The following is a 19,755-nucleotide window of genomic DNA, read 5'->3' on the forward strand; positions in this document are numbered from 1 at the left end:
TTTCAGCATGCAGCCGACTTGCGACAGATAGTGCTTGCTCGCACAGGCAACCGAGCGCTCATGGCGCATCCTGCCGTGCCAGCGCATCGTAGCGCATGTCTTCAAGCGTGTGACGGGCGATATCGGCCCGCTGGTCCTGCTCGGCCCGCACATGCGCGGGACGCGCGAGTATGGTCCGCTGCCACGCCGCCAGCGCCGGCAGCTCGTCCAACAGCGCAAGCCGGTCGGCAACCTTGAGGATGGAAGCGAGCATCAGGTCGGCCACCGTAAAACCGTCGCCCACGAACCAGTCGCGCCCGGCGCGCGCGCTTTCCAGCATCGTCAGCCGTTCCTTCGCCAGCCGCTCGACCAGCGGACGCCTGGCGTTCCTCGCCTCCTCGTCGTCCATGAAGTACTCGACCTCGGATACGTTGAACAGCACCGGTTCGACCGAGTTCAGGTCGGCGATCACCCATTGCAGCGCGGCGGCCCGCTCGGGCGTGCCCTCGGCGGCGATGCAACGTCCGGCGCGCATGGCAACGTCGAGCACGATGGCGCCGCTCTCGAAGACCGGCGGCCGGCCCTCCTCTTCCAGCACCGGCAGCTGGCCGAAGGGCTGCAAGCCGCGGCTGTACGCGGCCGACTTCATGGTCGGCGCATCGACCAGCCGGACCTCGTAGGGCCAGCCCACTTCGTTGAGGATCCAGCGCACGCGGTGGTCGCGTACCTGGCCGGCGGCAAAGGGCGGCGCCCACTTCATGGCGGTGACCGTGATCATGACAGCCTCTCCGCCTTGCGCTGCAGCTTGTCGAGCGCGCCGTTCCAGCCGTGCTCGTGGCTGTCGCGCGTGGCGGCGTCGCGCAGCTGCGCATGCACGAAGGTGAGCTCGGTGTGTCCTGAATCGGCCAGCGCGAAGCTGGCCTGCACATACGAGGCCGGCGTGTCCTCGCCCTCCCACGACCAGCTCATGGCCAGGCGATGTGGCGGCTCGAACACCTCGAAGTTGCCGAAGCAGCCGTGCTCGCTGCCGTCGAGCATGCGAAAGCGCACATGGAAGCGGCCGCCGGGACGGGCATCGACTTCCGCGAGCGTGACGGGTCCGTCGTCGGGGCCCCACCACAGGGCGATCTTCTCGGGTTCGACGAAGGCAGCGAAGACGGCCGCGGGCGGCGCTTCGATGACACGGACGATGGTGAGGCTGGTCATGGCGATTCCTCCTCGGATGCGGGCGGCTTGGTGGGCCGCGCGGGTTCAACCACGGCGGCAAGCCGGTCGAGGCGGCTCGTCCAGAACGTTTCGGTGCGCTGCAGCCAGGCCAGCGCTTCGGCCAGGGCGGCCGGCTGCAAAGTCACGCTGACCGTGCGGCCGGTCTTGTGCCGGGACACCAGCGCGGCGCGCTCCAGCACGTCCAGGTGCTTGAGCACGGTCGGCATGGCCAGCGGCAGGGGCGCCGCCAGCTCGCTGACCGTGAGCGAGCGCCCATCCGCCAGCCGCTGCAGCATCGCGCGCCGGGATGGATCGCCCAGCGCACGGTAGATGGTGTCGAGGCTCGCCGTGTGCATTACTTCACTATAGGGTGAAGTATTCGACTTGCAAGGAGAATGTATGCGGCCCGGGTACGGGGAGAAAAGCCGGTGCGGCGCACTGTCCGCGCGGCGTGAAAATGTGGCAGGATAAGCCGTCCTGCCGGGTAATGCGGCAGTACCACCGGAGCTTTCTTGTGCAAGCAATACGGAGCGCGCGATGAGTCGGATCACCCACCAAGTCGGTAGCCGGACCTATGCCTTCGCCGACCTGCGCGAGCTGTTGGCCAAGGCCACGCCCGCGCGCTCCGGCGACTACCTGGCCGGCGTGGCGGCCGGCACAGGCGAAGAGCGCGTGGCGGCGCAGATGGCCCTGGCCGAACTGCCGCTCACGACCTTCCTGAACGAGGCGGTGGTGCCTTACGAAACCGACGAGGTGACGCGCCTGATCGTCGACGGCGTCGACGCCGCCGCCTTTGCGCAGATCCGCCACCTCACGGTGGGCGACTTTCGCGACTGGCTGCTCGGCGACGAGGCCGGCGCCGCGCGCCTGGCACAAATCGCCCCGGGCATCACGCCGGAGATGGCGGCCGCGGTGTCGAAGATCATGCGCATCCAGGACCTGGTGCTGGTCGCCCGCAAGTGCCGCGTCGTCACGCGCTTTCGCAACACGATCGGCCTGCCGGGCACCCTGTCGACGCGGCTGCAGCCGAACCACCCGCTGGACGACGCATCCGGCATCGCGGCCAGCCTGTTCGACGGCCTGATGTACGGCAGTGGCGACGCCGTCATCGGCATCAACCCGGCCACCGACAACGTGCACCAGGTGATCAAGCTCCTCAACATGCTCGACGAGATCATCGGCCGCTACGCGATTCCGACCCAGTCCTGCGTGCTGACTCACGTGACCAACACCATCGCCGCCATCGAACGCGGTGCGCCGGTCGACCTCGTATTCCAGTCGATTGCCGGGACCCAGGCGGCCAACGCCGCCTTCGGCATCGACCTGGCGCTGCTGCGCGAAGCCCGCGACGCCGCCCTGCCCCTGCGCCGCGGCACACTCGGTGACAACCTCATGTACTTCGAGACCGGCCAGGGCAGCGCCCTGTCGGCCAATGCCAACCACGGCCTCGACCAGCAGACCGCCGAGGCGCGCGCCTATGCGGTGGCGCGCGCTTTCGACCCGCTGCTGGTGAACTCGGTCGTCGGCTTCATCGGGCCGGAGTACCTGTACGACGGCAAGCAGATCATCCGCGCCGGCCTGGAAGACCACTTCTGCGCCAAGCTGCTCGGTCTGCCGATGGGCGTGGACGTTTGCTACACCAACCATGCCGAAGCCGACCAGGACGACATGGACGTGCTGCTGACGATGCTGGGCACGGCCGGCTGCACCTTCGTGATGGGCGTGCCCGGCGCCGACGACATCATGCTGAACTACCAGACCACCTCGTTCCACGACGCCCTGTATGCGCGCCGCGCGCTCGGCCTGCTGCCGGCGCCCGAATTCCACGCCTGGCTGCGCGAACTGGGCATCTTTACCGGCGATGCGACGCCCACGCTGGGCCGCGCGCTGCCGGCGCCGTTCGCGCAAGCGCTTCTGCAGTTGCCCTGAAGGAGCCGACATGACCGACCTCGATCCCTGGCAGGCACTGCGCCGCTTCACCGCCGCCCGCATTGGGCTTGGCCACCGCGGCGCCAGCCAGCCCACCCGCGCCCAGCTCGACTTCCAGCTCGGCCATGCCCGTGCTCGCGACGCCGTGCACGGCGCCCTCGACATCGCGCAATTGAGCGCGGCCCTGGCGCCCGCCTGGCCTGCCGCGCCCTGCCCCCTGCTGCTGCACAGCGCGGCGGCCGACCGCAACATCTACCTGCAACGGCCCGACCTGGGCCGGCAACTCGACGCGCCGTCGCGCCAGCTGCTGCGTGCCCGGTACGGCGGCGCGGTGCAGGAGGGCCGATATGACCTGTCCGTGGTCGTCGCGGATGGTTTGTCGGCCCTTGCCGTCATGCGCCATGCAGCGCCCCTGCTGCAGGCCTTATACGCGCGGCTGCAGGAGCAGGCGTGGCGGCTGGCGCCTGTCGCGATCGTGCAGCAGGGCCGCGTGGCGGTGGGCGACGAAGTCGGCGAACTGCTCGGCGCGAAGATCGTCCTGGTGCTGATCGGCGAACGGCCGGGCCTGAGTTCACCCGACAGCATGGGCCTGTACCTGACATGGGCGCCGAGCGTCGGCCTGACCGACGAACGCCGCAACTGTATCTCGAACGTGCGGCCGGCCGGGCTGTGCATCGAAGACGCGGCGGACAGGCTGCATTACCTGCTGGCCGAAGCGCACAGGCGGCAGCTCTCCGGCGTTCACCTGAAGGATGACAGCGCGCTCCAGGACCGGCGCCTGGGTGGTGATGTTGGCAACTTCCTGCTTTGACTAACTTTACCGCGATGGCGACGGACAGGCGCAGCCAGCAAGCGGTCGCGTCTTGACAAAGTTTTCTTCCGATTGCACGGCTTCTTACAAATCGTTTCGATTGAAACGTTTATACGCTTTCGCGTGCGCTGAACAGCAAGTAGTCTAATGGCCTCGGCATCCGCCGGCACGCATCCTGGGTGATGCGCGGCCATCGCGCGTGCGGCCGACCGCTAATTCTACAAACGGAGTGTTCCTTGTCCGAATCCACAATTACCCAGCCGGCGACGGTCATCAAGATCATCGGTATCGGCGGCGCCGGCGGCAACGCCGTCAACCACATGGCGCCAACCGGTGCCTCCACCTTCGATTTCATTTGCGCGAACACCGACGCGCAAGCCCTGTCGAACACCCGCACCGAACAGCGCATCCAGCTCGGCGAAAGCGGCCTGGGCGCCGGCAGCGACCCGGCCGTCGGACGCGAATGTGCCACCCGCGAACGCGAGCGCATCGCCGACGCACTCAAGGGCGCCGACATGGTCTTCATCACCGCCGGCATGGGCGGCGGCACCGGCACCGGCGCCGCCCCCGTGGTGGCCGAAGTGGCGCGCGAGCTGGGCATCCTGACCCTGGCCGTGGTGTCGAAGCCCTTCGAGTTCGAGGGTCCGCGGCGCATGCGCGTGGCCGAGGAAGGCATCGCGACGCTGGCGCGCTGCGTCGATTCGCTGATCGTGGTCTTGAACAGCCGCCTCGAGGAAGTGCTGGGCGACGACGTCACGCAAAAACAGGCGTTCGCCGCCGCCGACGAAGTGCTCAGCAAGGCCGTGACCGGGATTGCGGAAATCATCGTCGTGCCGGGGATGGTGAACGTCGACTTCGAGGACGTGCGCACGGTGATGCGCCAGACCGGCATGGCGATGATGGGCTCGGCCGAACATGCCGGCGACGACCGCGCCGCCAAGGCCGCGGCGGAGGCGATCGCCTGCCCGCTGCTCGATGGCGCGAACCTGCGCGCCGCGCGCGGGGTGCTGGTCAACATCGCCGCCTCCGAAGAAACGCTGAAGCTGCGCGAAACCAAGCTCGTGATGAACACGGTCTGCGCACAGACCAACGACGACGCCATTATCAAGTTCGGCGCGGTGTACGACGAGACGCTGGGCGACGCGATGCGCGTGACGGTGGTGGCCACCGGGCTGACCCGGCCGAGCGACCTGCCGCTTGGGACGCGCAGGTTGTCGATGCCGCGCCCAGGGGCGCCATCGCAGCCGGTGCTACGCCAGGGCGCGCTTCACTCGCAGGTGCGGCAGGGAGCGGCGCAGTACGAGTCGCGCGCCGGGGCGTCGTCGCGCCAGTCGGCCGGGCCGGGTGGCGAGGATGGCCAGCCGGGCTGAGGATCGGCCGGCGCAGGATGCCGGATGCACGGCCCCCTGGCGCCGCCGGGGAGATGAGACGGGGCGTTACACGGGCCGCTGGCGATGGAAGGTCAGCGGGCTATAGGACACGGCGGACGGCGGCGGCGAGCGCAGGATGCCGGGCTTCATCGCGCCGACCACGTGCATCTCGCAGGGCTTGCAGTCGAAGCGCAGCGTGTAGCTGTCCTCGCCCGACTTCAAGGTCATCGGCTCGGCCCGCACCTGGCCCTGCACGCCCTGCACACCCTTGGCCTGTTTCGGGCACAGGTTGAACGAGAAGCGCAGGCAGTGCTTGGTGATCATCAGCGACACCTCGCCCGCTTCCTGGTGCGCTTCGTAGGCCGCGTCGATCAGGCCCACGCCATGCTTGCGGTAGAAGGCGCGCGCCTTGTCGTTGTAGACGTTGGCCAGGTAAGACAGCTGGGTTGCCGGGTACACGGCGGGCGGCTCCACCGGCGCCTTGCGCTCCGGGCGCTCCCACGCCTGCAACCTGGCCGCTTCGTGCGCCGCCACTGCATCGCGCCGCAGTGCATTGATGGCGGCGGCAGGCACGAACCACGGCTGCGACAGGTTCAAGACGATGCCATCGGCTTCGAACATCGTGTTCCCCAGCTTGGTCAGGCTGGTGCGCAGCGCCGCGTCGGCCTGATCGGGATTGTGCGCCAGCTGCAGCGGCAGCTGCGCATGCGTCACCGTCTCGATACCATCCTCGTCGCGCAGGCGCAAGGCGAGGCCGCCATCGGATTCGAAAAGCGTCAGGTGCAGCGCCACCTTGCGGTCGGCCGAGCGTTTGGTGAGCGCCGCCTCCCAGCCGTGGTCGCGGTTGCGGTGGACTTCGGTGCCGGGCTTCAAACTAGGCAAGGCGCTGACAGGCTCGTTCGGGAATACGCGCCAGCGCTGGCCCTCTTCGCTTTCGCCCAGCTTTTGCACCGTGTTCACGCCGATGCCGACACTGGTGCGCTTGTTCATGTAGTTCAGGCCGTCGCCGTTGGCCAGCGGCGCGTCGGTCATCAGCTCGACGAAATCCGGGCCGACCTTGCTGACGGCGCCCACGCGCACGCCCAGGTACTTCGGCGAATCGAAGGCACCGATGTCGTCCTGGCGGCCCTGGGCGAAATAGTCGGTGTGGCCGCGGTTGAAATTCTTGTCGACGTCCGGCGTGAAGAAGACCTGCGTGTGCCCGCTGGCGGCGCGCACGAAGCCAGCGCGGCGCTCGAGGATCTCGTCGAGCAGCAGGCGGTAGTGGGCCGTGATGTTCTTCACGTAGCCCATGTCCTTGTAGCGGCCCTCGATCTTGAACGAGCGGATGCCGGCGTCGATCAGCGCCTCCAGGTTGCGGCTCTGGTCATTGTCCTTCATCGACAGCAGGTGCTTGTCGTAGGCCACGACACCGCCCTGGCTATCGGTCAGCGTATAAGGCAGGCGGCAGGCCTGGGAGCAGTCGCCGCGGTTGGCGCTGCGGCCTGTGTCCGCGTGGGAGATGTAGCACTGGCCGGAGAACGCGACGCACAGGGCGCCGTGGATGAAGTATTCGAGCGGCGTGTCGACCTGTGCGCGGATTTTGCGGATCTGGTCTATCGTCAGTTCGCGTGCCAGCACCAGCTGCGAGAAACCGACGTCGCCCAGGAACTTCGCTTTCTCCACGGTGCGGATGTCGCACTGCGTGCTGGCGTGGAGCTGGATCGGCGGGAGGTCGAGTTCGAGCAGGCCCATGTCCTGGACGATCAGCGCATCGACGCCCGCCTCGTACAGCTGCCAGGCCTGCTTGCGTGCCAGATCGAGCTCGGCGTCGTGCATGATCGTGTTCATCGTGACGAAGATGCGGGTACGGTAGCGGTGGGCAAACTGGACCAGGCTGGCGAGATCTTCGAGGGAGTTGCTGGCGTTGTGGCGGGCGCCGAATGCCGGGCCGCCGATGTAGACGGCGTCGGCACCGTGCAGGATGGCCTCGCGGCCGATCTCGGCGGTTTTGGCGGGCGACAGCAATTCGAGCTGGTGGTCAAGTAGAGACATGGCGCGTTCCTCGTCGACGGAGACTTGGAGTATAGCTTTCAAGGCAATACATGTCACCAGCGAGGCCGGCATATATGTCTTCAACGCCAGTTCCGAACCTTGTCATGCGTCGCAGAATGCAGCAGCAATCTACTGGTTGCGCGCCAGCTTTCGAAGAACTAGCAAGGGCGCGTTTTACACATGTTGTTGGGGGGAATTGGTAACGCCAGCATGCGCAGGCGATGAGGGTAGTCAGGCAGGCGCCTGCCTGCACCCTGCTCTCGCCATGCACCGGCACCTGATGTGTGTGCATCCGAACAGACACGGGCATCACCGGGCAGCACGATGCCGTCATGCCGCCATTATTTGAACATCAACCCTTCGGGGCGTGCGCTTGAGCACCCTGCCCATCGATTGCGACCGCACGCTCGCGGCAAGCGCACGCGCCCATGACAAGGCGCCGGCGCATCCGAACCTGGTGCTATGCACCTCGATCCTGGCAAGCAGCCTGGCTTTCATCGACGGCTCGGTCGTCAACGTCGGCCTGTCGGCGATCGGCCGCGACTTCGCCGGCGGAGGCGCCGACCTGTCATGGGTCGTCAACGGCTACCTGCTGCCGCTCAGTTCGCTTCTGCTGCTGGGCGGCGCGCTGGGCGACCGCTACGGGCGCAAGCGCGTGCTCGTGGCCGGCATCGGCGTATTCGCACTGGCCTCCCTGCTCTGCGCGCTCGCGCCAAGCCTGATGCTGCTGGTGGCAGGCAGGCTGCTGCAGGGCGTGGGCGCGGCCATGCTGCTGCCGAACAGCCTTGCCGTCCTGAGCGCGACCTTCCAGGGGAAGAAACGCGGGCGGGCGGTCGGCACCTGGGCTGCGGCCGGCGCCGCTGCCGGAGCGATCGGACCACTGCTGGGCGGTTGGCTGATCGACACCATGGGCTGGCGCGCGGTCTTCTACATCAATTTGCCGATCGCGACGCTGGCGATGTTCCTGGCCTGGCGCTTCGTGCCGGGGAACACGCGCGACAAGCCGGTTGCGCTCGATCTGCTCGGGGCCGTGCTCGCCAGCCTCGGTCTTGCTTGCCTCACCTGGGGGCTAGCCGACGCGTCGGCCGAAAAACACCTGACCCCGTGGGCCGGCATGGCGCTGGTGGCCGGCGTCGTGATCCTGCTGGCCTTCCTGTGGGCCGAGCGGCGCGCCGGCGCGCGCGCGATGCTGCCCCTGAAACTGTTCGGTTCGAGCGCGTTTTCCGGGTTGAACCTGATGACTTTCCTGCTGTATGGCGCGCTCGGGGCGCTGATGCTGCTGGTGCCGTTCGTGCTGATCCAGGCGCTGGGGTACTCGGCCAGGCAGGCCGGTGCGGCGCTGCTGCCCTTCCCGGTCGTGCTGGCGATCGGCTCGCCGCTGATGGGACGCGTCGCAGCCAGCCAAGGCTCGCGCCTGCCCCTGTCGATCGGCTCGCTGATCGTCGCCGGTGGCTTCCTGCTGGCGCTGCGCATTGGCGCCGGCAGCTATGCAGCGACGGTCCTGCCGGCCTTGTTAGTGATCGCGCTGGGCATGGCTTGTGTGGCGGCGCCGCTGACCACGGCGGTGTTGTCATCGGTGGATGGAAGCCATACCGGGATCGCATCCGGCTTCAATAGCGCGGTGGCGCGTGGGGGTGGGCTGATCGCAACGGCGATGCTGGGCGTGGTTCTGACTGCGCAGGGGCGCGCTTTGCTGGCGCCGTTTCATGTGGCGCTGATGGTGTGTGCGAGCAGTGCAGCGGCGGCTGCGATCTGCGCGTTTATCTGGGTCCGGCCCAGCAATACGCCGCCGAAGTGAGCGGATTCGATTGAGCCGGACGCTGGCTAGGCGCTGTTTTATCTCGGTACAAGCAATACGACTTTGTGCTTGACTAGATAAGTCACGGGACGCATCGTTAAAGCTCGTAAAAAAGCCCGTAATTATTGCGTTTCGGTAGATGGCATGTTGGGGTAATGTTTCCTACGCCTACGTTCTCGCCATCATCATCTCGTAATGGGGCAGGTGCTCGGCACGCTCGAAAATCTTCTTGAATATTTCCACTTGATCGTCAACAGCATCTTTGCCAAACGCGAAGTGAGCGTCGTCGTGCGAAAAATGTGACCCATCATTGACCCATGAAAGCAGCGAGCGGCACACTAGCTTTTCTCTGCCCTCAAACTTCTCGCAGAGCTCGTCGAAGTCGATTCCACCAAGAATCTTGAAGTAGTGCTCCAAGATCCTGCGCATGGTGTTTTGGATCGTCAACGGATTCCGCTCATCCTTTCGCACCTCATCCCACAGTAACTCATAAGACGTCTTGATCGGATTGTCGTCGAAACGCTCGAACTGGGGTCCAGTCGGCGACTTACGCACGACCCAAAAGCTGCGGGAAATACTGCGTTCATTCCCTTTGCCACCTTTTCCGCCCTTGCCCTCGCCTTTGCGTTGGAGGCTGGCGAAGCAGACTTCCTTGTGGAAGTAGACGTTATGGGTCAAGACAAAGACTTGTTTGATATAGCCTTGGCCCTTGCGCATGTCCTCGAATAGCGCGCGAATCAAGCTGCTGACGATAAATAGAACGTCGCTGTCCATACTTGAAACAGGGTCGTCGAACACGACAATTCGATCTCGCGCAGCACCGCTGTCGCTGTCGCTTCCCTTGATGAGATGGTAGAAGTAAAGAAACGTAACGAACGATTTCTCGCCTTCGCTCAAAGTATGTTTCGCGTCCTTTCCATCGTGTCGCACAAGCTTGTATTGCGTGTCGTCGCCGGCTCTTGCCAGAGTGAACGTTTTAAAGCCAAATGATCTGAGCACGTCGTTGATAGCGTCCACTGTGGGCTGGACGGTGGAGGCTGATTTTTCCAACTCGCGCAGTTCACGCTGCGCTTTCACTTTGGCCTCCTCGGACCTCGTGATCTGGCTTCGCAGGCTATTGATCGCGGCTTCCACGCTAGCTTTCTTACGGCCATAAATCTCATGCTCGACCTTCATATCTTCGAGAATATGCCGCCATACCTGAGCAGTCAGATTCGTCTTCTCGGCCCCAATGCCGTCGACAATGCGGTTGTGGTCGTCAACCTTCACGTTGGCCGCCGCGATCAGGTCGAAGACTGCCGATAAAGGCTGCGCGAGCGATTCGAGCCGCTGTGGCGCGCTCGGCTCTTTGCGCTTGTTCGCCAAGATAAGAGCATTCGCCCGCAGCTTGGCGTGGATCGCGGCCCGCTCGCCTTCAAAAGCTGACTTGTCCAAAAAGGGTGATGTGGATTCCGAGAGGGAGTGGAGGGCGCCCAGAATGAAACTAGATTCGCCTTCGTAAGCACCCTGCAGTTCCGCTATTGCCTGCGTATCCCGTTCAAAAGTCTCATCAAAGTAGGCCTCCAAGCTAGCCGACAACCCTCCGGGCGCGGTTTGCTGACAGAAGGGGCACTTCGGCTCGCTACTTTCGTAATGCGCTTGACCGGCTTTGACCCAGTCGCTGTGGCCCAGGCGATGAATCATGTCGGCGATGTCCACGTCTTCTTTGCCTACTACCTTCTTTGCGAGGATGGGATCTTCTTCCAAGGCCACGATGGCCCCGAATGCCAACGGCGACAGTTTGCTCTGCCGTTGCGGTGCCTCGCCAAACACTGTGGCCGCTCGCTCGGTTAGATATTCAAGCGTTTGCAACTCCGCCTTGTTCGACTGGGCCTGTTGCAGCAAGCGCTCTTTGAAACGAGCTGCGTCGTTTCTCACGCCAGTAAATGCATCCGCGAATGTCGAATCGTGCTTGCGCTTTCGCTCCCAGCATTGGTCGGCAAAGTCTTTTTCTAGCTGGGCGAGTTCCCCGAGCTTTCCTGTTTTCTTGACCGCATCGCCAAGGGTATTGGCGCGCTGCGCCACGTCGTTGCCATGGCGGTCGACCTCTTCTTTCTTAGCTTTTATCGCCAGCTCGTTGGCGATGTCTTTCTCGCCAAGCGTAAAGATGCCTTTCAGATGGCCTTCGATGTTGAAATTCGCGTCCACGAAGTCTCGGTTGTAGACTAGAGGCTGCATTTCGATCCCATCACGCCATGCGATGGAGCACTTCGCGTATTCGGGCCTAGACTTGTTCGCCACAACTCGTCCAATTGTGGTCTTCCCAGCGCCGTTAGGTCCGAAGATGAAATTGACGTCTTTAAGGCCAGCCATCGTTTGCCGGTTGAGGTAGGTAGCGACCTGGTCAATTTCGAGTGTTTCAATCATGGCGAAGCTCGTGTCGCGAAGGAAAGAGCAAATCCTACAGCGAAACTGTTGGCAAAAGTATACCTTGCTACCTCCATTTTTATTTTGCGGCTTCGACGCAACGACCGTAAAGCATTTATCCGAGCTTGCGGCGTCGCCGAGATACTTCCCGACAAGTCATGCGAGAACTTTCGAGTGGCAGAGTTTTTTATTAGACGATTTCAAGCTCAGAGCCGGAAATTGCTTGAAATTACTAAAGCAAAACGCCGACTAAAGCCGGCGGTTGGTGTATCTCCGATTTGAATCAATGCCCAATCCTAAGCACAACTTCCCATTGCTAAGGCCGGCGCAAAGGTCGTGCCTCAACAGCAGTCGGCTGACGTGGGCCGAGTCGAGCATCAAGCTTGAAATAGCTATAGACGACTCTCGCTAGACCGTTAAGCTCAAAAAAAAGCTCGCCGAAGCGAGCCCTTTCATGCCACAAGAGAAGGGTTACCCCCCAAGACGTCACTCCCACTCAATCGTCGCCGGCGGTTTCCCCGAAATGTCATACACCACACGATTCAACCCACGCACCTCGTTGATGATACGATTCGACACCTTCCCCAGCAGCGAATGCGGCAAATGCGCCCACTGCGCCGTCATGAAGTCCAGCGTCTGCACCGCGCGCAGCGCGACCACGTATTCATAGGTCCGCCCATCACCCATCACGCCCACCGATTTCACCGGCAGGAACACGGCAAACGCCTGCGAAGTCGCCTCGTACCAGTTCACCGGCGCCTTGCCCGGATCGATCCCGGCCACCGCAGGCAGCTCGAACGGCGTATTGCGCAGCTCTTCGATGAAGATGGCATCCGCCTCGCGCAGCAGGTCCGCGTATTCCTTCTTCACTTCACCGAGGATACGCACGCCCAGGCCCGGCCCCGGGAACGGGTGACGGTAGACCATGTCGTGCGGCAGACCCAGCGCCACGCCGAGCTTACGCACTTCATCCTTGAACAGTTCGCGCAGCGGTTCCAGCAATTGCAGGTTCAGCGTCTCAGGCAGACCGCCCACGTTGTGGTGGCTCTTGATGGTCTGGCCCTTCTTGCCCTTGCCGGCCGACTCGATCACGTCCGGATAAATCGTGCCCTGCGCCAGCCATTTCGCATTGGTCAGCTTGCCGGCTTCCACCTGGAACACTTCGACGAATTCGCGGCCGATGATCTTGCGCTTCTGCTCGGGATCGGTCACGCCGGCCAGGTGGCCCATGAACTGGTCTTCGGCATCGATGCGCAGCACCTTCACGCCGAGGTTCTTCGAGAACATGTCCATGACCATCTTGCCCTCGTCCTTGCGCAGCAGGCCGTGGTCCACGAACACGCAGGTCAGCTGATCGCCGATGGCGCGGTGGATCAGGGCCGCGGCCACGCTGGAGTCGACGCCGCCAGAGAGACCCAGGATGACTTCATCGCTGCCGACCTGGGCGCGGATCTTCTCGACCGCTTCGCCGATGTAGTCCGGCATGTTCCAGTCGGATTTGCAGCCGCAGATCTCGTGCACGAAGCGGCCGATGATGGCTTCGCCTTGCGTGGTGTGGGTGACTTCCGGGTGGAATTGCAGCGCGTAGAAGCCGCGCTCTTCGTCGGCCATGGCGGCCACCGGGCAGCTGTCGGTCGAGCCCATCAGCTTGAAGCCTTCCGGCATTTCCAGGACCTTGTCACCATGGCTCATCCAGACGCGCAGCATGCCGTGGCCTTCGCTCGTGACGAAGTCGTTGATGCCGTTCAGCAGTTTGGTGTGGCCGCGGGCGCGCACTTCGGCGTAGCCGAATTCGCGTACTTTGCCGTTCTCGACCTTGCCGCCGAGCTGGGCGGCCATGGTTTGCATGCCGTAGCAGATGCCGAGGACCGGGACGCCGAGCTCGAACACGGCTTGCGGGGCGCGTGGGGAGTCGCCTTCCAGGGTCGAGTTGTGGCTGCCCGAGAGGATGACGCCGGAGGCGCCGTAGTTGCGCACGAAGTCGTCGCCGATGTCGTAGGGGAAGACTTCGGAGAAGACGCCGGCGTCGCGGACGCGGCGGGCGATCAGTTGGGTGACCTGGGAACCGAAGTCGAGGATGAGGATTTTGGAGTGCATTGAGGCCAATTTGTTTAATTAATTCGGGACGGGTGGCCGGGTGTGGCGGCGCGGTTGATCATGTGGTGAGACCGCGTGGGCAGTAGGGCTGGCTAAATGCCAGCACTACACATGCCCACCCTACGAAAACCAGTCGTGGCCGCCGGTGCGTTCAACGCAACACAAGCGGCCCGGCCAGCAGCGAAAGCCAATACCAAAAGCGGCCACTCGGGCCGCTTTCCAGTTTATTCCGAACGGTAGTTCGGCGCTTCCTTGGTGATCTGGACATCGTGGACGTGCGATTCGCGCATGCCGGCCGAGGTGATCTCGACGAATTCCGCCTTTTCGCGCAGTTCGTCGATCGTCGCGCAGCCGCAGTAGCCCATCGACTGGCGCACGCCGCCGACCAGCTGGTAGATGATCGCCAGAACGCTGCCCTTGTAGGCGACGCGGCCTTCGATGCCTTCCGGAACGAATTTCTCGGCCTTGGCCGAGGCGTCCTGGAAGTAGCGGTCGGCCGAGCCTTCGGCCATCGCGCCCAGCGAACCCATGCCGCGATAGGATTTATAGCTGCGGCCCTGGTACAGGATGACTTCGCCCGGCGCTTCTTCGGTACCGGCAAACATCGAACCCATCATGACGGTCGAGGCGCCAGCCGCCAGGGCTTTCGAGACGTCGCCCGAGAAGCGGATGCCGCCGTCGGCGATGCAGGGCACGCCCGTGCCTTCGAGGGCTTCGGCCACGTTCGAGATCGCGGTGATCTGCGGCACGCCGACGCCGGCGACGATACGGGTGGTGCAGATCGAGCCTGGGCCGATGCCGACTTTCACCGCATCCGCGCCGGCTTCGACCAGCGCCTTGGCCGCGGCTGCGGTGGCGATGTTGCCGCCGATGACGTCCACGTGCGGGTAGCGGGTCTTGATGGTCTTGACAGCGTCGAGGATGCCTTGCGAGTGGCCGTGGGCGGTGTCGACCACCAGCACGTCGACACCGGCGGCGACCAGCAGTTCCACGCGTTCGCGGTCCTTCTCGCCCACGCCGACGGCTGCGCCGACCAGGAGTTTACCCTGCGCGTCTTTCGATGCGAACGGGTGCTCGTGCGACTTCAGGATGTCCTTCACGGTGATCAGGCCGCGCAGCTCGAAGGCTTCGTTGACGACCAGCACGCGCTCGAGGCGGTGCTTGTTCATCAGGCGCTTGGCTTCTTCGGTGTCCGCTTCCTCGTTCACGTACACGAGTTTCTCGCGCGGGGTCATCTTGGTGCGGGTTTCCGCGTCCAGGTCTTCCTCGAAACGCAAGTCGCGGTTGGTGATGATGCCGACCACCTGCTTGCCTTCGACGACAGGGAAGCCGGAGAAGCCGTGCTGGTGCTGCAGGGCGATGACGTCGCGGATCTTCATCGTCGGCGGGACGGTGATCGGGTCGCGCAGCACGCCGGCTTCGAAGCGCTTGACGCGGGCGACTTCTCTAGCCTGGTCGGCCGGGCGCAAATTCTTGTGGATAATGCCGATGCCGCCTTCCTGGGCCATCGCAATGGCCAGGCGCGCCTCGGTCACGGTGTCCATCGCCGCCGACAGCAGCGGGATGTTCAGCGTAATGTTCCGGGTCAGCTTGGTACGGAGGGAAGTGTCAGCCGGAAGAACATTGGAGTAGGCCGGGACGAGCAGCACATCATCGAACGTGAGTGCTTTTTGGAGTAGACGCATAGCATTTTCCTATAGGCGCAAAAGCGAATTATACAGAAACCTGTGGTTCGCGGCGCACGAACCCTCGAAATAATGGCAAGAAATGGGAACTGAGCCTTATCCGCGATTGACAGTCCGGGTGAATCATGGCGAAATCTCGAATAGTTACGTAAGGAAATATTCGATGTTACCCGTCATGCCTTCGCCTGCCTCGTCTTCCCCTGCTGCGCTGCTGCGCCGTGCAGCTGCCGCCGCCCTGCTCTTTGCCGCCGGCCTGGCGCAGGCGCAATTCGTGTGGGTGGATCCGAAAGGCGTGCGCCATTATTCGGACCAGCCGCCGCCGCCCGGCACGCCGCCTGCGCGCATCCTGAAGGCGCCGGGCATGCCGGCCATCTCGGTGCAGCCGGCCACGCCCGCTGCTGCTGCACGCACCGCGCCGCCCGTTCCGACGAACCCGGCAGGCGCCGCCACGGCGTCCACGCCGGCCGACCCGGCTGCCGCCGCTGCCGGCGCAAAACCCGGGGCCAAGGCCCCGCAGACCCTGGCCGAGAAGGACGCCGACTTCCGCAAGCGCCTGAAGGAAAGCCAGGAAGCCGAGCTGAAGGCGCAGGAGCAGGCGCGCATCGCCGCGCAAAAAACCGAGCACTGCGGCGAGGTGCACAGGGCCAGGCAGATGCTCGATTCGGGCATCCGCATCGCCGACGTCGGCGCCGATGGCCAGAAGCGCTACCTGAACGACGCCGAGCGCGCCCAGCGCAGCGCCCGCGCCAATGCGATGGCGGCAGAATGCCGCTGAGCGGCAGCAAAGCCAGCCGTCTTTAACCCTCTCCCGCCGCGCCGCGCACGTCCTGCACCGGCGCCGTGGCCACCGCCCGCGCCACCCGGTTGCGTCCGCCCGCCTTGGCGGCATACAGCGCCTTGTCGGCGCGCGCCATCAGCCCCGTGATGTTCTCGCCCTCTTCCAGCATGGCCACGCCGATACTCACCGTGTAGGCGACGGGAATCGTTGCCGGCGCCAGCTGCAGCGAGCGGTCCAGCGCGGCGCGCACGCGCTCGGCCACGGCCAGTGCGGTCTCAAAGCTGGCGTCCGGCAGCAGCACGGCGAATTCTTCGCCGCCCAGGCGCGCGCAATAGTCGATCTTGCGCACCACTTCCTGGGTGTGCAGCACCAGGTCGCGCAGCACCTGGTCGCCGACGGCGTGGCCGTGGGTATCGTTGATGCGCTTGAAATGGTCGACGTCCATCAGCAGCAGGCCCAGGCCGCTCCCGTGGCGTCCGGCACGCGCATGCTCGCGCTCGGCGGCGGCGAAGAAGGCGCGGCGCGACGGGGCGCCGGTCAGGTGGTCGTGATCGGCCGCGTAGGCCGTTTCCGAAATCACCTGGGCATTCGCCATCATCACCGCGCCCAGCGTCAGGGCCGGCAGCGCCATCGTGCCGAAGCCGAAGAACACCAGGTTGTAGGTGGCGGGGTCGAGGAAGACCAGCGGCGACGAGGCAGCCGCGTAGCCGTAGAACAGGGCGCGCGAGACGTGGATGGCGCCCACCACCGAAGCGGCGATGCGAGTAAATGCGAACGGGTAACGCAGGCGGCGGTCGGCCGGAATCGGCAAGGTCGCGGCAATCGCGAAGCAGATGCCGGCGTAGTAACTTGATACGGCCACGCTGCGTAGCGGCAGCGAATCCCAGCCGTAGTGGAAGACCGCCACCGCCAGCAGGGTGGCGGCGCCGCCGGCCAGCAGCCAGGGTTCGGGCACCGGCTGGCCCACGTGGCGCCGGAAGCCTGCGTACATCAGGGCGATGGTGGCGATGTACATGCCGTTGGCCACCTCGATCGACAGCACGTCGGGCATCACGCCGCGCGAGGCGAACAGCAGCAGCGCAATGACGGCCAGCGCGTTCGCCTGGCCCCATTCGCGGATGCCCGCGACCTTGCTGCCGGCAAGCGAAGACAGCACCAGCAGCATGACGACCGAGAAGGCGGTGGTGACCAATAGCAGACTCAGGGCATTCAACATCGTGAAGGAAAGTAGCCGGAAGATGGCGGCAAGGCCGCGGGCAGTGTTCCCTGTGCCGATGGCGAGCGCGTTGCGGCGCCCTGCCGGCTGTCGGACCTGTTCCGGTCAGTCCCGAGGAAAGCAGGACATGATATCAAGAAACGTCGAACCTTTCCCGACAAGTTGCAACAGCGCAACTACTTGCATCGGAATACAGTGATGTTTATATTAATATTTCCATTATCCAGGAACGAACGATCTGCTTCGGCCACGCAAGTAGCAGGCGCGCCCGTCAGGGAAGCCGAAGCCTCAGCCGTAGGCCCCGTGCCCCGCTGCCGCACGTCGCAGGCGCGGCGGCATGCCAGCCCTGACGACACGGTTGCGCCCGCCCGCCTTGGCCGCGTACAGGGCGGCGTCGGCGCGCGCCAGCAGGCTGCCGACGCTCTCCCCTTCGGCCAGCATGGCCACGCCGATGCTCACCGTATAGGCCACCGCGAGGCCGTTCGCTGCCGGCAGCGAACGGTCGAGCGCGGCGCGCAGGCGTTCGGCCACGGCCAGCGCCGTGTCCGCGCTGGCGTCCGGCAGCAGCACCGCGAACTCCTCGCCGCCGATGCGTGCGCAATAGTCGACCGTGCGGAGGGCGTCCCGGGCGTGGCGCACCAGGTCGCGCAGCACCCTGTCGCCGACGGCGTGGCCGTGGGTGTCGTTGATGCGCTTGAAGTAGTCGACGTCGAGCATCAGCATGCCGAGTTCGCCCCCGTCGCGCACGGCGCGCGCATGCTCGCGTTCGGCTGCGGCGAAGAAGGCGCGGCGCGTGGGGGCGCCGGTCAGGTGGTCGTGCTCGGCGGCATAGGTGGCGTCGGACACCATGCGCGCGTTGGCCATCATCACCGCGCCCAGCGTCAGGCCGGGCAAGGCCAGGGTGCCGAGGGCAAAGAAGACCAGGTTCTGGGTGGTGGGTTCGAGGAAGCCGGCCGGCACGTCGGCCTGGAAGGCAAAGGCCAGGCCGCGCACGAAGTGGCCCAGGGCCAGCAGCAGCGCCGCGCCCTTGGTGAACAGGCAGGCGTAGCGCAGGCGCGCCTGGGCCGGCAGGGGAATCCCGAAGCCGATGGCGCAGCAGACGATGCCGTGGAACAGCGACACCGTCATCGTGCGCAGGGGCAGCGAATCGACGCCGTAGTGGAACGCGGCGACCATCGCCACGGTGAGGATGCAGCCGCCGGCCAGCAGGCGCACCGGCACCGGCTGGCCCAGGTGGCGCCGGAAGCCGGCCAGCATCAGGCAGATCGCCACCGCCAGCAGGCCATTCCCCGCTTCGATCGACAGCAAATCGGGCACGATGCCGCGGCTGGCCGCCAGCACCAGGCCCAGGATGGCGATTGCATTTGCCTGCCCCCATTCGCGCACGCCCGCGATCTTGCTGCCGGCCAGCGAGGTCAGGACGAACAGCATCACAACCGCCAGACCAGTGGTTATCAGCAAAAGACTCAGGGCACTTATCATACGGAGCAAGAGGCAGGAGGAGCCGCAAAGGCTCGCCATCTTACCGTAAAACAATACCAATATCGCCATCGGCGGGCGAATTGCGGCACGATCCTGCCTGCGCGGAGCGCGAGGCGCCGCCAGGCCGCGCTCGGGAAGCGGCGTCAGGCCTCGCTAGGTACGAGGTGGCGCATCCTTCTTAGCGGCGCGCTTGCGACGCGAATCCTTGGGGTCGGCGATTAGCGGGCGGTAGATCTCGATGCGGTCGCGCTCGCGCAGGACGGTGTCCAGGGTTTTCTTCTTGGCGTAGATGCCGACCGGCTGGGTTACGAGGTTAATTTCGGGGAACTCGGCCAGCACGCCGCTGGTCTCGACCGCTTGGCCGATCGTGGTTCCCGGTGGGACCCGCAGCGGGCGCAGGAATTCGCGCTGCGCGGTGGCGTAGCTGACGTAGACCTGCAGGGTGTCGGCCAAGGTGTCGGCCACTGCGTCAGCCATACAGGGCCTCGGCGCGCTTGGAGAAGGAATCGACCATGCTGTTGGCGATCATGCCGAACACCGGCCCGACCAGCTGGGCCAGGATGATGCTGGAGAATTCGTAGTGCAGGTCGAAGTCGATCTTGCAGGCGTCGGCGCGCAGGGCCTTGAAGTTCCAGGTTCCTTCCAGCATCTTGAAGGGGCCGTCGACCAGGTGCATCTTCATCTGCGTGGGGCGCTGGTTGTGGTTCGACGTGGTAAAGCTCTGCTTCACGCCGTGGAAGTTGATGCCCAGGCTGGCAACCAGCTTGTCGTCGGTGCGTTCGAGCAGCTTCACGCCGCTGCACCAGGGCAGGAACTTCGGATAATCTTCCACCTTCGCGACCAGATCGAACATCTGTTCGGCGCTATAGCCTAAGAAAACTGATTTGTGCACTACTGCCATTGGTCAACCGTTTGTTATGATGTTGGACAAGTTGCATTTTGCGCCTTTCCGGGCGCGACAGCA

Annotated in this window: 16 protein-coding genes; 5 read left to right on the top strand and 11 right to left on the bottom strand. The window is 64.7% G+C overall.

The features are described 5' to 3' along the window. Positions 1 to 58: 58 nt before the first annotated feature. Genes ACWYRN_RS23725 through ACWYRN_RS23735 form a run of 3 tightly spaced genes read right to left on the bottom strand, consistent with a single transcriptional unit; the run spans position 59 to position 1,541 of the window. Positions 59 to 757, bottom strand: a complete 699-nt coding sequence (locus ACWYRN_RS23725) for a glutathione S-transferase family protein (RefSeq protein ID WP_488690267.1) — start codon at positions 755 to 757, stop codon at positions 59 to 61. Next, positions 754 to 1,185, bottom strand: coding sequence for an SRPBCC family protein (locus ACWYRN_RS23730; protein ID WP_488690268.1), 432 nt, complete (start codon positions 1,183 to 1,185; stop codon positions 754 to 756). Before ACWYRN_RS23730 ends, ACWYRN_RS23725 begins: the two co-directional genes overlap by 4 nt. Then, positions 1,182 to 1,541 (bottom strand): ArsR/SmtB family transcription factor, encoded by a 360-nt coding sequence (locus tag ACWYRN_RS23735; RefSeq protein WP_488690269.1) that lies wholly within the window; start codon positions 1,539 to 1,541, stop codon positions 1,182 to 1,184. Before ACWYRN_RS23735 ends, ACWYRN_RS23730 begins: the two co-directional genes overlap by 4 nt. 181 nt (positions 1,542 to 1,722) lie before the next feature. Between ACWYRN_RS23735 and ACWYRN_RS23740 the strand changes: the two genes are divergently transcribed. The 3 genes from ACWYRN_RS23740 to ftsZ all read left to right on the top strand — a co-directional run bounded on the left by ACWYRN_RS23740 (position 1,723) and on the right by ftsZ (position 5,295). After that, positions 1,723 to 3,114, top strand: coding sequence for an ethanolamine ammonia-lyase subunit EutB (locus ACWYRN_RS23740; RefSeq protein ID WP_488690270.1), 1,392 nt, complete (start codon positions 1,723 to 1,725; stop codon positions 3,112 to 3,114). A gap of 10 nt (positions 3,115 to 3,124) precedes the next feature. Continuing rightward, positions 3,125 to 3,925, top strand: a complete 801-nt coding sequence (gene eutC / locus ACWYRN_RS23745) for an ethanolamine ammonia-lyase subunit EutC (protein ID WP_488692877.1) — start codon at positions 3,125 to 3,127, stop codon at positions 3,923 to 3,925. Positions 3,926 to 4,161: 236 nt separating this feature from the next. Beyond that, on the top strand, positions 4,162 to 5,295 hold the full coding sequence (ftsZ, locus tag ACWYRN_RS23750; RefSeq protein WP_488690271.1) for a cell division protein FtsZ: 1,134 nt from the start codon (positions 4,162 to 4,164) through the stop codon (positions 5,293 to 5,295). A 66-nt stretch (positions 5,296 to 5,361) separates the two neighbouring features. Here the strand turns inward: ftsZ and ACWYRN_RS23755 are convergent, their stop codons facing one another. Next, positions 5,362 to 7,329 carry a peptidase U32 family protein gene (locus ACWYRN_RS23755; protein WP_488690272.1) on the bottom strand — a complete coding sequence of 656 codons (1,968 nt, stop codon included), beginning with the start codon at positions 7,327 to 7,329 and terminating at the stop codon, positions 5,362 to 5,364. A gap of 373 nt (positions 7,330 to 7,702) precedes the next feature. Here ACWYRN_RS23755 and ACWYRN_RS23760 point away from each other — a divergent pair, with 373 nt between their 5' ends. Further along, positions 7,703 to 9,127: an MFS transporter gene (locus ACWYRN_RS23760; protein ID WP_488690273.1), complete on the top strand. Its 1,425-nt coding sequence runs from the start codon at positions 7,703 to 7,705 to the stop codon at positions 9,125 to 9,127. Between the two features lie 168 nt (positions 9,128 to 9,295). On the opposite strand, the gene ACWYRN_RS23765 is transcribed toward ACWYRN_RS23760, so the two are convergent. The 3 genes from ACWYRN_RS23765 to guaB form a co-directional block, all read right to left on the bottom strand. Then, positions 9,296 to 11,533: an AAA family ATPase gene (locus tag ACWYRN_RS23765; RefSeq protein WP_488690274.1), complete on the bottom strand. Its 2,238-nt coding sequence runs from the start codon at positions 11,531 to 11,533 to the stop codon at positions 9,296 to 9,298. A gap of 486 nt (positions 11,534 to 12,019) precedes the next feature. Continuing rightward, positions 12,020 to 13,630: a glutamine-hydrolyzing GMP synthase gene (guaA, locus tag ACWYRN_RS23770; protein ID WP_488690275.1), complete on the bottom strand. Its 1,611-nt coding sequence runs from the start codon at positions 13,628 to 13,630 to the stop codon at positions 12,020 to 12,022. A 224-nt stretch (positions 13,631 to 13,854) separates the two neighbouring features. Continuing rightward, positions 13,855 to 15,315 carry an IMP dehydrogenase gene (gene guaB / locus ACWYRN_RS23775; protein WP_488690276.1) on the bottom strand — a complete coding sequence of 487 codons (1,461 nt, stop codon included), beginning with the start codon at positions 15,313 to 15,315 and terminating at the stop codon, positions 13,855 to 13,857. Positions 15,316 to 15,478: 163 nt separating this feature from the next. On the opposite strand from guaB, the gene ACWYRN_RS23780 reads away from it, so the two are divergent. After that, positions 15,479 to 16,090, top strand: coding sequence for a DUF4124 domain-containing protein (locus ACWYRN_RS23780; RefSeq protein WP_488690277.1), 612 nt, complete (start codon positions 15,479 to 15,481; stop codon positions 16,088 to 16,090). Positions 16,091 to 16,112: 22 nt separating this feature from the next. On the opposite strand, the gene ACWYRN_RS23785 is transcribed toward ACWYRN_RS23780, so the two are convergent. From ACWYRN_RS23785 to ACWYRN_RS23800, 4 genes are all read right to left on the bottom strand, one after another. Next, entirely contained in the window at positions 16,113 to 16,724 is a 612-nt protein-coding gene (locus ACWYRN_RS23785) for a GGDEF domain-containing protein (RefSeq protein WP_488692878.1), read from the bottom strand. Between the two features lie 873 nt (positions 16,725 to 17,597). Further along, entirely contained in the window at positions 17,598 to 18,740 is a 1,143-nt protein-coding gene (locus tag ACWYRN_RS23790; protein WP_488690278.1) for a GGDEF domain-containing protein, read from the bottom strand. Between the two features lie 204 nt (positions 18,741 to 18,944). Next, positions 18,945 to 19,268: an RnfH family protein gene (locus ACWYRN_RS23795; RefSeq protein ID WP_488690279.1), complete on the bottom strand. Its 324-nt coding sequence runs from the start codon at positions 19,266 to 19,268 to the stop codon at positions 18,945 to 18,947. Next, the gene (locus ACWYRN_RS23800; RefSeq protein ID WP_229439079.1) at positions 19,261 to 19,692 is read right to left on the bottom strand and encodes a type II toxin-antitoxin system RatA family toxin; all 432 of its coding nucleotides are present in this window, start codon (positions 19,690 to 19,692) and stop codon (positions 19,261 to 19,263) included. The genes ACWYRN_RS23795 and ACWYRN_RS23800 overlap by 8 nt, the downstream gene beginning before the upstream one ends. Between the last annotated feature and the right edge of the window lie 63 nt (positions 19,693 to 19,755).

The organism is Massilia sp. BAP21 (assembly GCF_057801335.1).

Coding starts and splice junctions, on each gene's coding strand:
- eutC (WP_488692877.1), top strand. CDS start 3,125: ATGACCGACCTCGATCCCTGGCAGGCACTGCGCCGCTTCACCGCCGCC.
- ACWYRN_RS23790 (WP_488690278.1), bottom strand. CDS start 18,740: ATGCTGTTCGTCCTGACCTCGCTGGCCGGCAGCAAGATCGCGGGCGTG.
- ACWYRN_RS23740 (WP_488690270.1), top strand. CDS start 1,723: ATGAGTCGGATCACCCACCAAGTCGGTAGCCGGACCTATGCCTTCGCC.
- guaB (WP_488690276.1), bottom strand. CDS start 15,315: ATGCGTCTACTCCAAAAAGCACTCACGTTCGATGATGTGCTGCTCGTC.
- ACWYRN_RS23785 (WP_488692878.1), bottom strand. CDS start 16,724: ATGGCGCTGCCGGCCCTGACGCTGGGCGCGGTGATGATGGCGAATGCC.
- ACWYRN_RS23780 (WP_488690277.1), top strand. CDS start 15,479: ATGTTACCCGTCATGCCTTCGCCTGCCTCGTCTTCCCCTGCTGCGCTG.
- ACWYRN_RS23800 (WP_229439079.1), bottom strand. CDS start 19,692: ATGGCAGTAGTGCACAAATCAGTTTTCTTAGGCTATAGCGCCGAACAG.
- ACWYRN_RS23735 (WP_488690269.1), bottom strand. CDS start 1,541: ATGCACACGGCGAGCCTCGACACCATCTACCGTGCGCTGGGCGATCCA.
- ACWYRN_RS23730 (WP_488690268.1), bottom strand. CDS start 1,185: ATGACCAGCCTCACCATCGTCCGTGTCATCGAAGCGCCGCCCGCGGCC.
- ACWYRN_RS23755 (WP_488690272.1), bottom strand. CDS start 7,329: ATGTCTCTACTTGACCACCAGCTCGAATTGCTGTCGCCCGCCAAAACC.
- ACWYRN_RS23765 (WP_488690274.1), bottom strand. CDS start 11,533: ATGATTGAAACACTCGAAATTGACCAGGTCGCTACCTACCTCAACCGG.
- guaA (WP_488690275.1), bottom strand. CDS start 13,630: ATGCACTCCAAAATCCTCATCCTCGACTTCGGTTCCCAGGTCACCCAA.
- ACWYRN_RS23725 (WP_488690267.1), bottom strand. CDS start 757: ATGATCACGGTCACCGCCATGAAGTGGGCGCCGCCCTTTGCCGCCGGC.
- ACWYRN_RS23795 (WP_488690279.1), bottom strand. CDS start 19,268: ATGGCTGACGCAGTGGCCGACACCTTGGCCGACACCCTGCAGGTCTAC.